Origin of the sequence: Paenibacillus sp. FSL R7-0128 (genome assembly GCF_038002245.1) — a bacterium.
GTDB classification, from domain to species: Bacteria; Bacillota; Bacilli; order Paenibacillales; family Paenibacillaceae; genus Paenibacillus_AQ; species Paenibacillus_AQ silagei.
The window spans coordinates 4,836,492-4,851,581 of the sequence record NZ_JBBOCD010000001.1; the positions used below are offsets into that span (position 1 = coordinate 4,836,492).

Annotated in this window: 10 protein-coding genes; all 10 read right to left on the reverse strand. The window is 54.6% G+C overall.

Translation table 11 applies throughout. The annotated features are described in order from the left end of the window. Complete coding sequence (locus NST26_RS20375) at window positions 1-315, reverse strand: helix-turn-helix domain-containing protein (RefSeq protein ID WP_339313488.1); 315 nt, start codon at window positions 313-315, stop codon at window positions 1-3. A gap of 356 nt (window positions 316-671) precedes the next feature. Then, window positions 672-4,334 (reverse strand): dynamin family protein, encoded by a 3,663-nt coding sequence (locus NST26_RS20380; protein ID WP_340979709.1) that lies wholly within the window; start codon window positions 4,332-4,334, stop codon window positions 672-674. A gap of 471 nt (window positions 4,335-4,805) precedes the next feature. Beyond that, the gene (locus NST26_RS20385; protein WP_036697991.1) at window positions 4,806-5,072 is read right to left on the reverse strand and encodes a hypothetical protein; all 267 of its coding nucleotides are present in this window, start codon (window positions 5,070-5,072) and stop codon (window positions 4,806-4,808) included. 2 nt (window positions 5,073-5,074) lie between these two features. After that, window positions 5,075-5,782: an endonuclease III gene (gene nth / locus NST26_RS20390; RefSeq protein WP_036697993.1), complete on the reverse strand. Its 708-nt coding sequence runs from the start codon at window positions 5,780-5,782 to the stop codon at window positions 5,075-5,077. 212 nt (window positions 5,783-5,994) lie between these two features. Continuing rightward, on the reverse strand, window positions 5,995-8,751 hold the full coding sequence (locus tag NST26_RS20395; protein WP_340979710.1) for an S-layer homology domain-containing protein: 2,757 nt from the start codon (window positions 8,749-8,751) through the stop codon (window positions 5,995-5,997). A gap of 83 nt (window positions 8,752-8,834) precedes the next feature. Beyond that, the gene (locus tag NST26_RS20400; protein ID WP_209869895.1) at window positions 8,835-9,494 is read right to left on the reverse strand and encodes a GerMN domain-containing protein; all 660 of its coding nucleotides are present in this window, start codon (window positions 9,492-9,494) and stop codon (window positions 8,835-8,837) included. 105 nt (window positions 9,495-9,599) lie between these two features. Beyond that, window positions 9,600-11,039: an N-acetylmuramoyl-L-alanine amidase family protein gene (locus tag NST26_RS20405; protein ID WP_036727191.1), complete on the reverse strand. Its 1,440-nt coding sequence runs from the start codon at window positions 11,037-11,039 to the stop codon at window positions 9,600-9,602. Between the two features lie 199 nt (window positions 11,040-11,238). Then, the gene (locus tag NST26_RS20410) at window positions 11,239-12,816 is read right to left on the reverse strand and encodes an N-acetylmuramoyl-L-alanine amidase (protein ID WP_340979712.1); all 1,578 of its coding nucleotides are present in this window, start codon (window positions 12,814-12,816) and stop codon (window positions 11,239-11,241) included. Window positions 12,817-13,007: 191 nt separating this feature from the next. Beyond that, entirely contained in the window at window positions 13,008-13,610 is a 603-nt protein-coding gene (gene leuD / locus NST26_RS20415; protein ID WP_209869901.1) for a 3-isopropylmalate dehydratase small subunit, read from the reverse strand. A gap of 29 nt (window positions 13,611-13,639) precedes the next feature. Beyond that, window positions 13,640-15,064, reverse strand: a complete 1,425-nt coding sequence (gene leuC / locus NST26_RS20420) for a 3-isopropylmalate dehydratase large subunit (RefSeq protein WP_036727197.1) — start codon at window positions 15,062-15,064, stop codon at window positions 13,640-13,642. Between the last annotated feature and the right edge of the window lie 26 nt (window positions 15,065-15,090).

The following is a 15,090-nucleotide window of genomic DNA, read 5'->3' on the forward strand; positions in this document are numbered from 1 at the left end:
CTACCTCGATTTTTTCGGATAAGCAGGGGTTGGCTTTTTTAGCAGTTCACGCAGAATCTCGATCTCTAACTCCTTTTCGCCGAGGATCTTGACGGCCTTCTCGTATTTCCGCTCCACGTCCAGGAGGCGCTTCAGTTCCTCCACCTGCTCCTGAGGATACGGATGATCTTGTTCTCCATGGGCCTCTCGGTAGTCCCTCACCCACTGATTCACCGTCGATGGAGTCACCCCATACTTTCGGGCAACCACCGCTGCCTTAATGCCAGACAACACCTCTTGCGCAGCCTTCTCTCTTGTTCCTGTTAAGTGTCCCATACCGTTCATCCTCCTCCTATATCTAGTCTACATTTTTGTGGGGGAGGACTCCAACTTCTTTAGGGGGCTGTGGAGAATGTATGCTGTTTTTCACATACATTTGAGCCATGCGCCTGCTTAAGAGCACAATGTATGCTGTTTTTCACATACATTTGGGCCACGCGCCTGCTTGAGAGCACAATGTATGCTGTTTTTCACATACATTCAGCCTATAACCGGTGAGATCAGATACACTCCTGCTCCTCACGGCGAGTCTTCAGCCACATTCAGCCACAAAGTCACTCTACGCATCATTCAAAAACTCCCAACCACAAATTTACGCTCACCTTGGCCACAACAGGAGGAAACTATAGTTCTTATACAACGACGAAAGCCTGCTCCTGAAGCCTTAATGCTTCTGCGATCTGGCCCCAATGCTGCGCACCATCACCCCCTTTCAGCAGCGCCGACATGGCTGCCTCCTGTTCGGACAGGCCTTCACGCAGCTGATCTGCAGCCTGGGATAAGGCGGCTGCTGCTGCATCGGTATAGAATGTCAACAGAGAGTCCTCCTGTCCTTGCGCCGCCGCAGCCACCGCTTCTTTGAACCACGGCTCGGCAGCCGCGCGGATCTCTGCCCGGCCCGGCCCCTCAAAGAAGTGGCGCGGAGATTTGAAGCGGCTCCACAGTCCGGCCCAGTCCAGCGGAGCCAGTACGCAGTCCAGCTTCGCCGGTGCCGGCCAGCGCTCATCCGGATTCTCCAGCAGCTGAAGCTCCTGATCCGGAATGGACAGCTCTGCTGCAGCCGCTGTAGCCGCCTGGGTCACGAATCTGCGCCCTGCCGACTCCAGCCGCAGGGTCGTTGCCCACAGCTCCTGCTCCAGTTCACGCAGAATACTGCGCTCCAGCTCCCGCCCGCAGGCGATGAAGATGTCCTTCAGGTTCCCTCCGTCTTCCCGGAGAATGGAGGGATGGAAGGACTCCTGAAAGGAACGCCCGAAGGAAAAGGCAATCCGCTGCCGGACATGATAGAGTAGCTCCGCACCTTCTCGGCGCAGGTCCCGGAGCGGGCGGTCTTCCTTAGCAAGTGCGGCCAGCCGCAGATTCGCCGCTTCCCGGCGCTGGCGGAACTGCTTCATTCCTTCCTCCTGCTGGTCTGCCTCCATCAGCGCAAGGCGTTGCCATTCTTCCGCGCGCCCACGCACCGAGCTTAGGCTGTCCCTGGCTGCTGCCAGAGACAGTCCCGGCAGTTCATCACCAGCGAACGCGGAGAGTGCGGCTTCAAAGCTGCCGAATCCCGAGGCCTCGTAGGCTTCCGCCGCTCCGCTTGACTTACCCTCCAGCGCAAGCAGGCTGGACACGCTGTAGATCCGCGGCGAGGTCAAGCCTCCGGCCCGCAGATTTTGCGCCACATGCTGCTTCACCTCTTCAAGCTCCGCCTCGTCCGCTGCGAGGTCTGCGGCGTTGATGATGAAGAACATTTTGTCAAGCGCGAAGCTGTCTTTGATTCTTCCCAGCTGGGCAAGCAGGCTGCGGTCAGCCTTGGAAAAGGCGTGGTTATAATAAGTCACGAAGCAGATGGCATCGGCGTTCTTCATGTAGCCGAAAGTTACACCAGTGTGCCGGGCATGTAAGGAATCCGCACCCGGCGTGTCCACTAGTACAATACCGCTCCGTGTCAGCGGACTGTCATAATACAGATCCGTGCTCTGCACGAAGCAGGCGCGCTTCTCGTCTGCGACCAGGCTGCGGTATTCCGCCAGACTGACCGTCCGCTCTGTTCCGAGCAGCGGACGGGACTCCTCCCATCCGGCGGCAGCTGCCCGCAGGAAGCCGGCATGCGGCAGCGCGGACGGATGGAGCCCGCCGGTCTGCAGCCGGGCCACGGCTGCGGTCCACGAGTCGTGCTGCGGCGTCGGCAGTTGCAGCACGCTGAAGGAATGGAGGATGTCCTCCCAGACCTCCTCCGCCCGCTTCATGGTGATGGCCGCCGTCCCGTGGGCGAAGCCGCCCTCCGGCGCCAGAATTCGCCCGACGGCAGCCGTTGCCGGATGCGGCGACACGGGCAGCACCTCTTCGCCCAGCAGGGCGTTGGCGAAGGAGGATTTGCCGGCGCTGAACGCTCCGAACAGCGCCATCGTGAAGCGGCCGCCGGCGAGATCCTCCGCCCGCGCCGCCAGGCTGCGCGCAGCCGAGGCCATGGCCGGCTCGCTCCGCAGCACCCCGGCCGCCGCGTGCAGCGCCGCTGCGGCCTGCGTCAGCCGGCGGCGCCCGCCCGCCGGCGTTGCCGTACCCGCCGCCCAGGCCGGGGCGGCGCCGGGGCTTGCCGCCGCTGCCACGCGCGGCGGCGTTTCCGGGCTGGCGGCGCTGAGCGCGCCAGCCGCCAAGGGCGGCACCCCCGGCAGCGCGCCGGGGGTGAGGGTGCGGCGCGGCGGCAGCAGCGCCGCAAGGGCGTCCGCGCGGGCGGCAGCCGCGCGGTCCAGGGCGGCCAGCGCGGCGTGAGCCGCAGCCTGCCGCCGCAGGGCAGCTTCGCGGCGCGCAAGCTCCGCGCGCCGCTCCTCCACCAGCGGCGGCAGCGCATCCAGCAGCGGCTCGCCGAAGGCCAGAACCGCGCGGCGGAACTGCGCCTTAATCTCTGCCGCAAGCGTGCGGCAGAAATTAAGCAGCGCCTCGCCCGAAGCCCCGGTCCCCGGCTTCACCTGATCCGCCAGCCACTGCTGGCTCACCGCCGGGAAAGCCTGCTTCAGCCGAGGCTCCGCCTCCTCCTGCCACAGCTCCAGGCCTTCCGCCCATTCGCGCACGAGCTGGAGAGTGTGCCACTCCAGCTGGGCAGTGATCTCTCTCTGCTGAAGGCTGTGCCAGTGCAGCAGCCGCGCTCCCTGCTCCTTCTCCCGCTTCGCAGCGGTGAAGAACAGGCCGCGCCGGAAGCCCGGCTGGAGGCTCTCGATGTATGCGCCCGCCGCGTCCCGCAGATCGGCCGGCATCAGATTCGTGTTGCCGAGCAAGGCATCCAGCCTGCTGCGCAGCTCAAGCCGCGCCTCTTCAGGCAGCTCCTCCAGCGATGCTTCCTCCTGAATCGTTGCCCGGAGCTCTGTTTCCACAGCTTCCGCTGCTGAACCGCCTGCCTCTTCCAGCAGCGCAGCCCGCTCCTCCTCCTGCTGCTCACGATAATCCGCCAGGACAGCATCCGCCGTATGATGCATGGAGCGGGACAAGCTGTACTCCAGCAGCCACTGCCGCTGCTCCAGCAGACCGGAGATCACCGCCAGCAGATCCTTCCACTGATTCAGCGGATGCTCCTCCACCTTAAGCGAAGTGAACAACAGTCCCGCAGAATGAATCCCCCATTCCCGGAAAGCGCTTTCCACTTGCTGCCGGTATTCCTCCAGCGGAATTTCCTGCTCTCTGTGCTTATCGATCTGATTGATGATCAGGTACAGCGGCTTGCCCCAGTCGCTAAGGCTTTTGGCAAACGCCAGATTATTCTCCGACTGTACATGATTGTAATCCATCACATAGAACACCGCATCTGCCAGATGCAGCGCCGAGCGGGTCGCCACCTGATGGCCCTCGTCTGTCGAATCTACGCCGGGCGTATCCATCAGCACCCCGTGATTACCCAGCACCGGGACATCCTCCCACACCTCTATCGCTGAATATTCAGTTCCCTGGCGGCAGTAATCCTGAAGCCGGTCAGGCGTAGTCTTGATCACCCCGGGATTCCCTCCGGTGCTTCCGTCCACCGGATGAAGCAGCACCTGCGGTGCTCCGCTGCGGATCGATACAATATTGGCGCTGGTTGGAACCGGACCCGAAGGCAGCACGGCCTTACCGCAGAGCTTGTTAATCATGCTCGACTTTCCCGCCGAGAAATGTCCGCAGAATGCGAGTGTCAGCTCATCTGCCTGCTCCTTGACCTTTAAATCCGCTACGATCTGCGCACTCTTCTGTTCTCCCCATTGCCTCAGCCGCTCCTCAAGCAGCCTAAGCGCTGACGACCCCGCTGTAACCTGCTTCACTCTTTCCCGTTCTGCTCCCACAACATCCCCGCCTCCACTGCGATCTATAGCTTCTTTCATTATTATTACATTTGTATGATTTATCTCACTGCAAGAATAGAACAATTATATTTTATCATCAGATCGTCACAAATCAAATGTCCACATTTACAAAATCAGCTATAAACCTTCACGAAAAACAAGATTTCGCAGATAGCATTCCAATCTCGCCCGTAAATACTGCTTATATGGGTTCGCAAGTGGAAACGGCTTTGCCGTCCTTTTAAAGGACGGTACCGTTTCAGCGAGAAATAGAAGGATAAGTTATCGTGTGCAACCTATAAATTCTTATATTTCAAAATAACCCCACAAAGTGGGGCTTTAGCGTAGGTGATGACTCAGGTACTTTGCGGGGACCCCAAAACATATACATTCTCATCTGTCAAAAAAAGAGGCTGCCCCGTTTGCCACTTCGTGGCTATGGGACAACCTCTCTAATCAACTTCAACCGAATTAAGCTGTTTCCAGCACGGGAAGCAGGATTTCAAAGACTTTGCCGTGCTGCAGAATGGTCAGGCCACGGGATTTGTCTTTCATTACGACAACCTCTGGCTTCGCGGACATACGCTCCAGGTAGAACTCAGGCACATCGCCGGAATGGCTGATTGTGATGCCTTCCACTTCCTGCTCTTCGTTCTCTTCCATCGGGCTGTCCACAACGCGGTCAAAAATATCAGAGAACGCTTCAAAATTATCAGTATATACAGAAATGCACTTCATCTCTATCCCATCCTCTTCTTCTCTAATTCTTGGTTAGCTTTCGTATGATCCTTAGCTTTCCTGATTACAGCAGTTTTCATACGTTTTTTGCCCTCCCGGCATACATCCAGCAGCGGGCAGATCTGGCACCCGGGATTCTGAGCCTTACAGTGGTATCGTCCGAAAAAGATCAGCCGGTGGTGCGTCAGCGTCCATTCGTCACGCGGCACCGCCTTCATCAGCTTCTTCTCCACTTCCAGCACGGAATCTTTCCAGCCCGCAAGTGCGAGCCGTTTGGCTACCCGTTCCACATGAGTATCCACGGCAATCGCCGGAACGCCAAACGCATTGGAGACGACCACATTGGCAGTCTTGCGTCCGACACCAGGCAGGGTTACCAGCAAATCATGGGCCTGCGGCACTTCACCCCCGTACTGCTCAATAAGGATTGCGCAGAGGTTCTGAATATGCTTGGCCTTGTTGCGGAATAGACCAATCCGCCGGATATCCAGCTCCAGCTCTTCCAGCGGCACTGAGATATAGTCGATCGGAGCCTTGTACTTCTGAAACAGGTCCTCGGTCACCTTGTTCACTGTTGCATCCGTACATTGAGCTGAGAGCAGCACGGCTATAGTAAGCTCAAAAGCGTTGCTGTGATTCAGCTCACAATGTGCATCAGGGAACATGCCTCCGATAGTGTCCAGGATGTGGCGGACCTCTGCAGCTTTCATAGCGTCCCCTCCACGGAGCAGGTATGACTGCAAGTTCTCTTACAGCATATCTTCTCAAATCTGAAGAAATATAAGCAAAGATACATTATATCGTATACTTTCATAGCGTTCAAGCGAACACCCTGCTGCCCTTATATTTCAAAAAAAACGCCTTGATCCAAGGCAAAACCAAGGATCAAGACGGTGTTTCACACGGAAAATCACCAAAACGATTATTGTTTCACAATTTCTACAACCTTGCCGTTGTTGAAATACATTATAATATTATCATTTTCTTTGAGAGATTGCACGGATAAAGTCGTGTCACCTTGATGAATATATACATTTGGGGCAAGCCCAAACGTATAATTCTCAGTCAGCGTGGCGCGTTTGGTCAATATTTCATTCGTTGCGCTCTCATAACGGGCGAACATCCGGTTCAACTGACTGAACACGGAGATGATCACTACACCGCTGGCATCCTTACGCACCAATACCCGGTCTGCTGTGGTAAGTCCGCTTAGAGCGTTCGTTGCAACACCGTCCCGGAGGATTCTCACCCCGCTGCCCGCAGTGAAAGGCTGGGAGGCTCCCGTATAATCCTTCACGGTGAACGTACCTGCTGCGGCATCCACTGCCGTTACCTGTCCGGCAACCTGTTTAACCGTCTGCAGGGACAGCGGTGTGGAACCGTCGAAGCTGAGATTCACGAAATCTCCGGCCTTCAGCTCAGTCAGCGCGATCTTCTGGCCTGCTTCGTTGGTAAGCGGCACATTCGCCAGGTTCAGCTCGCTGCTGTTGCTGCCATCCTCAAGCTTCACGGTCATTTTATTAGTGCCCGCATTGATGGTAGCAATCTCGAACTGGGACGACCCGTTCACACGCAGCACAGAGATGAGCTCCTGATTGCTGGCAAGCACTGCCGTTACCGGCACATTGAGCGGAACATCGGTGATGACTGCCCCGCTTTTGCCAAACATTTCAATGGCCTGCGGATAAGACATCGTCAGCAATTGTCCGTTGCCCAGCTTGAACACAATCGTTCTGGCCGAAGTATTGATAGCCGTCAGGGTGCCGGAATATTTGGTCGTCAAATCAACAGACATTGCACGCTCATTAATGGAGGTCACATCAATCTTGCGGTTCTCAACCAGTCTGGACCCCATCGTGGTCAGCGAAGTGGTAAGCAGTCCGCCGTACGACATCTTTGTTTTCTCATCCATTTTGACCACATGAGCCTTGCCGTTATTGTCCGTGAAGGTCAGGTACTGGGTCTTAGTGTTATAATCCACAACGGTAGCAGCAGTGTACTGTTCAATTTGACGGCTCAGCACCTCAATCTTGGTCACCTGATCATTGCTGTTCAGCGTAAGCTGCACATTGTCTCCGCCTGTTTTGTCAGCAATCAGGTCAGCCATCACCGGACTTACGGCGTTCGGAATCACAATGGCCGGATTAGTAGCAAGCAGATTAACCTCACGGGTGCCATCGCTCTTCTGATAGACTATCGTCGAATCTGTCAGCTCATAGATGAAGCCCTTCACTATGCGTTCCACTCCCGAGGTTACTTCCACGGAACGGATCGCATTATCCTTGATGGTATACGAGACAGCAGCACCGGCTTTCAGCTCTGCGGGCTGAATAATAGAGCTCTGGGAGCTGAACAGCGTAGTCCCTTCTTCCCATTTGAAGGTTTCAACTGTGCCGTCGGCATTCTTGAATGTAATGCTCTTGGCAGCAGTGTCAACGCTTTGAACCGTGCCTTTAGCCGTCTTGTTCACAATACCTGAAGTGACCTGCACCTTCACAACCTTGCGGGAACCGGTGAAGGTTTCACGCAGCAGCGTAAGCTTGCTGCCGGCGGTAATCGAAGCAGGCTGAATAACGGCTCCATTCACATCCAGGAAAGCCGTGCCTGAATCGTAGGGATACTGATCATATCCGTTCGCGGAATCGACCCAGATGATACCCGGCGTATGCTTGGTGAATACACCTTCCGCCTGCTCAACCTGAACTGCCGGGTCTGTCAGCTCTACATATGCTGCGCTATAGGTAGCTCCAATTACAGTTACTTTCGTATAGGGCTGGATCTCGTTCAATGTGATGCGATTCTCGGAGGCACTGGTGTAGTAGGCGGTATTGGCATTCAGAGTGAATTCCAGCGTATTGCCGTTAGTGTACAATCCCAGCTTGCCGTCTTTGAGAGCACTTATTGTTCCTTTGAACGTATTGTCGTATTCCAGGCTATTATGCGCTTCAGCACGGCTGAAGAAGGTAGCCAGCTGTGCACGGGTCACAGCGCCTTGCGGATCGAAGCGGTTGCCGGTTAGCCCGTTAGCCAGTCCCAGCTCCACCGCTGTGTTAATATAGCCGCGTTTGTTCGCGGACACTTTGGCATCATCAGCAAAGCCTGTCGGCCGGCCCGCAGCCGCAGAAGCGGATGCACTCTGGCCAAGCGCACGGATCAGCAGCTCAGCGACCCATTCACGGCTGGCCTTTCGCTCGCCCCACGAGCTTTTTAGATTATCTGCAGCCATCTCCGTGGTCTTATCCAGCAGTCCTTGCTGGAAGGCCAGGATTACATATGGCTTATAATAGTTCGTAACAAGGAAATCATTAGGCAGCGCAACTTCGGTACTGGTGTTCACATTTCCCTGCAGCTTCATGAAGCGTAGCGCCATCAGCACCGCTTCCTGCTGGGTCACAGAATCGCCAGGACGGAACAGGCCGTTATTGCCGACCACAATTCCCTGGGTTGCCAGCTTATAGATATGCTTTTCGGCCCAGAAGCCTGTCTTGACATCACTGAAGATCCCTGAACCAGTTGCAGCCGTCTGCGAAGTCGCTGCAGCAACGGTTGCTCCGGTTGAAGCGTTGTCGGCAAAGGCAGCGCCTGCCCCGCCAAGCACCATCGCACCGGCCAGAACGGCAGATACCGCTTTTACAGAATAAGATTGAACCGTACGCTTTAATCGTTTTGGACCGGACAATTCGATATTCCCCTCTCTATGGCTTATCTGGATTTCTATGTTGTTAATTTCGTTAGCCACCCGGCTTATTCCTGCCAAATAGCCTACAATCCGTTGTTCTCGCGGGTGATGGGATGCACAAGATCCACATGCCCCATCAGACTCTCCACCTGTTCTCCGTCTACCAGCACATCGATATTTTTCACTTCATCGAACTGGAAGAACATCTTGGACAATGCGTCGATCGCCAGAGCCTCGCCGCCTGCGCCAAGCTGTGCCTCATCCGGCTTATGAATATCCATCACAATCTGTCCATTGGAGAACTCAAGTGATTTCAGTTCAATCTTGTTCCACAGCGGAATCTGGTCAGCATTATCGCTCTTCTGGAGTGTTTTGAAGGCTTCCTTATATTTCTCCTCCGCATTCTTGAAGGTGATGGAGACATCAGCAGGAATCAAGTCGTTCTGTTGCAGGTCTGTATAATACGTCTTGATCTTAAGGCTCTGCTTCTCAGGCACTGCCGGTGCCTCCGTAGCCGCCGGAGTAACCGTTGCTGCAGGCTCAGGCGTGCTTGTAGCTGCCGGTGTGGCAGCGGGACTAGCGGTACTGTCATTCCCGGCATTGTTTCCTTCAGCGCCGCTGGATACCGAGGTTGAATCCTGACCGGACGCATCGGCCGGTGCAGCAGTAGGTTTGTCGCCGCAGCCCGAAATTACGAGAAGCAGCAGCGCAGCGATCCCTGCATATGTCAATTTCTTGTTCATTTGATTAACCCCCTCAGATGAATATGGGCAGGAGGGACCGCAAAGTCCTTTTGACCGCAATATAGGGTCTTTATCCGACTCTGCGGCCCCTGCTGCCGCCTGTTGTTATTGAATCCCGAGATACTCTTTAATTCCGCTGACCATCGATGCGGCTACATTGTTCTGCAGTGCTTCAGTGAACAGCAGAGCCTCGTCTTTCTTATTGCTGAGATAGCCCACCTCAAGCAGTACCGCAGGCATCTTCGTCTCGCGTATCACATGGAAGTTGCCGTAACGCACTCCCCTGTTGCTAAGCCCGGTCGCCTGCACAAGATACTTGTGCATCACATTGGCCAGAGCCTTGCTCGCGTCCCGCTGATAGTAGGTCTCCGTTCCGCTCGCAGCCGCTGATCCGCTGCTGTTGGCATGAACGGATATGAACAAATCTGCACCGAGGTTATTGGCGATTGCCGCCCTTTCCTTCAGTTCCAGGAAGGTATCATCGCTGCGCGTCAGCACCACGTCAATCTTGTTCTCCTGCCTCAGCAGCGCAGCCGCCTTCAGAATCACAGCCAGGTTGAAATTCTTCTCATATTTGCCGGTAACGCCTACAGCCCCTGAATCCTTCGCGCCATGTCCGGCATCGAGCACAACCAGCTTACGCCCGCTGTTGCCGGGCTGCGTTGAAGTGTCGCCTGGAGCCTGTGCGTTCAAATCAATGACAATGAGCTTGGAGGAATCTCCCGATACCTCTACGCTATAATTTTTGGGGGTATTAAGATCAATTACAAATCGGACAGTATAAGGATTAGTGCTATACAGCGAATAGCGGATACCGGAGACATCCGGATAATCCGTAACTGTCAGGTTCCCGTTCAGGTCAGGATCAAGTATTTGTCCTGTTCCGAATATATCCGAGAACGTGGCATTCGGCAGATCGACGATGATTCGGTCCGGTCCGCTGATCTTAGAGACCTTAGGCTCGGCATTGCCGTCTATGGCAATCGTGAACCGGTTCTCATTGAAGCTGATGCCGTTGATCATGCTCAGGCTGCTTGAGGGTTCTCCCGGCGGCACTACAACCGTCCCTCCGTCCCCATTACTTTGTTCCGGGTCAATGTTAGGCTCGGAAACCGGCGGGGTAATAAGATCTACAACCTTCTTCGTGTTATCCCATTTGACCGTAAGTCCGAACTGCTCACCAATGAACCGGATCGGTACGAGCGTCGTGCCGTTCCGCAGGAGAGGGGCCGTTGACATAATTACCGTCTTGCCATCGACGGATGCCGCAGTCTGATCTACGATCAGCTGAATGGCCTTTCCCTGCTGTTCAATCTTGATGGTCTTGCTTGTCTGATTCCAATCCACCTTGTATCCAAGGTTCTCAGCGATCATTCTTAGCGGCACCATGATGGAGTTATTTACATTTTCCACCGGAACGTCTTGTCCTGCATTCAGTTCCTGGCCATCCAGGAAGATCTTGTTCTGGCCAGCAGCGGCTTGTCCATGCCCTGGCAGCACCACAACAAAGAGCAGCAGCAACAGCATAAAAGCAAATTTCTTCATTCTTCACCTCTAAGACTCTAGTATTCCGCCCCCAATCGAGCGTTCTTGATGGCATGCCAACTGACAACCTTCGACATAGTGTAGACGCCTTTAGAACTTAAAAGTTGCGAATAAATCCCAACCAAAGTGGAAATGTCTGTGTATTCCCTATAGTTAAAAGGTATGTAGTGCGGTTACAGACAACTCCGCTTATGCAGTGTTACAAACCAAGATATTCCTTAATTCCAGCTACGATTTCCCGGGCCAGATTATTCTGCAGCTGTTCACTATACAGGCCTGCTTCATCCCCCGCATTGGTCAGATACCCCGCCTCCAGCAGAATCGCAGGCATCCGGGTCTCCCGGGTGACATGCAGACTCTTCGAGCGGACGCCGTTGTCTTTGAAGCCGGTTCCCGCTACCAGATGCTTTTGCATAATCTCGGCAAGCGGCAGGCTCTCACTGCGGCTATAGTACGTCTCACTTCCGTTAACTTTGCTCCGGTTCGGATAGGATACATCCAGTGAATTCGCATGAAGGGATACGAACAGCGTAGCATTCGCCGCTTGGGCAATCTTCACACGATCCTGAAGACCCAATGTAATATCCGATGTACGGGTGTAGACGACATCAGCCCAGCCTTCCTGCGTCAGAATAGCTCCGGCTTTCAGGATGACCGCGAGATTGAAGGTCTTTTCCAGCTTGCCTGTAAGGCTAACCGCACCCGATTGCTTTCCCCCGTGTCCGGCATCAAGCGCAATAACCGGTCTTCCGGTGAATCCCGGATTCACGGGTGCCCCCGTTTCGCTGCCCGTTACATTCAGATCGATTGTGACTAGTCCTGTACTCTCATCTGTACTTACCTGATAATTCTGGTAGCCCGTAGTCTGGATTACGAACCTGACCGTCGGGGGATTCGTACTGAATAATGCATAACGTATTTCAGTTACAAGCGGGTAGCCGCTCACATCCAGCTTGCCCTGCGGACTTCCTCCAGTAGATACGCCCGGGAAGCTCCCGCTGAAATCAGGGGCAAATGCCGCTCCGGCAAAATCCACTACGATCCGGTCGGGTCCGGTAACTCTCGTAACCGTAGCCTTGGCTCCTCCGGCAGCGGCTACAATCAGCCGGTTCTCGCTGAATACCGCCCCTTTCACTACAGGGGATGTAGCTGGCGGAGTCGGAGCAACTATAACACTTCCGTCCAATTCCTCCAGAGTCTCTGTGCCGCTCTGAGGCGGAGTGGTTGGTGACGGGGACTGAACTGCCCCTGGAGCCGCTTCGGTTGTTTCTGATGGAGCTGGGGTGGCTGACGGCAGCGGATCTGAAGCGACTGGCGCTGTCTCCGTTATTCCTCCGCTCAAGTACACCGTCTTATCCGTATTGTCCCACCCGACGCTAAGACCGAATTGCTCACTGACAAAGCGGATAGGCACCAGTACCGTCCCGCCGTTCTGCTTAGGTGCAGCATTGAGCGTCAGGTTCACTCCATCGGCTTGTGCGGTGGTACTGCCGACTGCAAGCTGTACGGATTTGCCGTCCTGCTGGACAGTTACCTTGCGGCTGTTCTGTTCCCACAGCACTTCGAAGCCCAGATTCTCTACCACTACACGGATCGGAATCATAACGCTTCCATTCACGTTCTCAAGGATTACCCCCTTAGGCAGTGCAAGCTCCTTGCTGTCCATCACGATCTTACCGGGGGTTGTTCCGGCTGCCGCAGCTTTGTGGCCGGCGAATGACAGGAGGAGCAGTGGCAGCAGCAGTAGAAGCAACACCCGTTGTCCGGCTTTCTTCATCCTTTCCTCTCCTTTGGTCCATTGATAGATTTGCAGATAAGATTAAGACGACAATAATCCCCAAAAGTTGCCTTCGCAGGCAATAATATCTCGATTATAGCAAAAAAACTTCTATTTCCGACACCCGGAAATAGAAGTTTTGTGTAAATACTAAGAATAAATATGCTTCAGCCGTTAACTTAACTTAGCTCTTAGGCAAAAAGCTTGGCTGCATGACGCTCTTCATAAGCAGCAATCTCATCGGCATGCTGAAGTGTCAGGCCGATATCATCCAGCCCCTGCAGCAGGAACTGGCGGCGGTGCTCATCCAGCTCAAAGGTGATGGCCAGACCATAATCATCGCTCAGCTTGTTGTTCTCCAGATCCACTGTAAGCGTGTAGCCCTCATGCTCTGCCGTGCGGCTGAAGAGATCGTCTACCTGGGCCTCTGAGAGCTTGATCGGCAGAATGCCGTTCTTGAAGCAGTTGTTATAGAAAATGTCGGCATAGGATGGCGCTATGACCACTCTGAACCCGTAATCCATGATGGCCCAAGGCGCATGCTCCCGGGAGGAGCCGCAGCCGAAATTCGCGCGGGAAATCAGCACAGAGGCTCCCTCATAACGCGGTTTGTTCATCTCAAATGCCGGATTGTCATTCCCTGCTTCATCAAAACGCCATTCGTAGAATAGAAATTGGCCAAAGCCTGTGCGCTCGATCCGTTTCAGGAACTGCTTGGGGATAATCGCGTCCGTATCTACATTAACCCGGTCTACCGGGGCTACAATCCCTGTTAACTTCTTGAATTCTTCCATTGCTGAATCCTCCTGCTCTCTCAATTATTCTATGAGTTGACGGCTTCCGTCTTGTAGTTCCAGTCACGCACATCCGTGAAGCGTCCTTTGATGGCTGCCGCAGCCGCCATGGCAGGAGAGACCAGATGCGTGCGTCCGCCGCGTCCCTGTCGTCCTTCGAAGTTACGGTTAGAAGTAGAAGCGCAGCGCTGGCCCGGCTGCAGAACATCCGGATTCATCGCCAGGCACATACTGCAGCCGGCTTCACGCCATTCAAATCCAGCTTCGGTGAACACTTTGTCCAGACCCTCCTTCTCGGCCTGCATCTTCACGCGCCCGGAGCCTGGCACAACAATAGCTGTAACTTTGTCAGATACCTTATAGCCTTTGGCTACTTCAGCCGCAGCCCGCAGATCCTCAATCCGGCCGTTGGTGCAGGAGCCGATGAAGACATAATCAATTCCGATCTCGGAGATCGGTGTACCGGGAGCCAGATCCATATATTCAAGCGCCTTCTCGGCTGCTTTGCGTTCATTCTCGGTAGTGAAATCAGCAGGGTTCGGTACGGTGGAGTTGATATCCGTTCCCATACCAGGGCTAGTTCCCCAGGTAACCTGCGGGATAAGTGTTTCTACATCGAATTCGACCACAGTATCATACTGGGCGCCTTCGTCACTAACAAGACCCTTCCAGGTCTCAACGGCGGCATCGTACGCTTCACCCTGCGGCACATATTGACGTCCGCGCAGATAGTTGAAGGTTGTCTCGTCCGGTGCGATCAGGCCCGCTCTTGCTCCGCCTTCAATCGACATGTTACAGACGGTCATACGCTCTTCCATCGACAGCTCACGGATAGCTTCGCCGGTATATTCGATAACATAGCCAGTTGCAAAGTCCGTTCCGTATTTGGCAATTACGCCGAGAATCATGTCTTTGGCAGTCACACCCGGATTACGTTTGCCGGTGAAGCGCACTTCCATGGTCTTGGCCTTGGATTGCTGCAGACACTGAGTGGCAAGCACATGCTCCACTTCGCTGGTGCCGATCCCGAAGGCCAGTGCACCGAAGGCTCCGTGTGTGGAGGTATGGCTGTCCCCGCAGACAATCGTCTTGCCGGGATGGGTCAGGCCAATCTCAGGTCCCATGACGTGAACGACACCTTGGTCAATATCATTCAGGTCAAACAATCTTACGCCAAAATCACGGCAGTTCTGCGAGAGCGTATCAATCTGCTGCTTGGAGATCGGATCGGTAATATTGTAACGGTCCTTGGTAGGCACGTTATGATCCATTGTGGCAAAGGTAAGTCCCGGACGGCGGACTTTACGGCCGCTCAGGCGCAGCCCTTCAAACGCCTGCGGAGAAGTAACCTCATGAACGAGATGCAAATCGATATAAATAATGCTCGGCTTGCCTTCTTCCTGATGAATAACGTGATTATCCCAAATCTTCTCAAACATTGTCTTGTTGCCCATGAATTTCACCTCATAATAGTAGAATC

Bases quoted from the DNA above. Each gene is read 5' to 3' on its own strand.
- NST26_RS20405 (WP_036727191.1), bottom strand. From the start codon at position 11,039: ATGAAGAAATTTGCTTTTATGCTGTTGCTGCTGCTCTTTGTTGTGGTG.
- NST26_RS20400 (WP_209869895.1), bottom strand. From the start codon at position 9,494: ATGAACAAGAAATTGACATATGCAGGGATCGCTGCGCTGCTGCTTCTC.
- nth (WP_036697993.1), bottom strand. From the start codon at position 5,782: ATGAAAGCTGCAGAGGTCCGCCACATCCTGGACACTATCGGAGGCATG.
- NST26_RS20375 (WP_339313488.1), bottom strand. From the start codon at position 315: ATGGGACACTTAACAGGAACAAGAGAGAAGGCTGCGCAAGAGGTGTTG.
- leuD (WP_209869901.1), bottom strand. From the start codon at position 13,610: ATGGAAGAATTCAAGAAGTTAACAGGGATTGTAGCCCCGGTAGACCGG.
- leuC (WP_036727197.1), bottom strand. From the start codon at position 15,064: ATGGGCAACAAGACAATGTTTGAGAAGATTTGGGATAATCACGTTATT.
- NST26_RS20385 (WP_036697991.1), bottom strand. From the start codon at position 5,072: ATGAAGTGCATTTCTGTATATACTGATAATTTTGAAGCGTTCTCTGAT.
- NST26_RS20410 (WP_340979712.1), bottom strand. From the start codon at position 12,816: ATGAAGAAAGCCGGACAACGGGTGTTGCTTCTACTGCTGCTGCCACTG.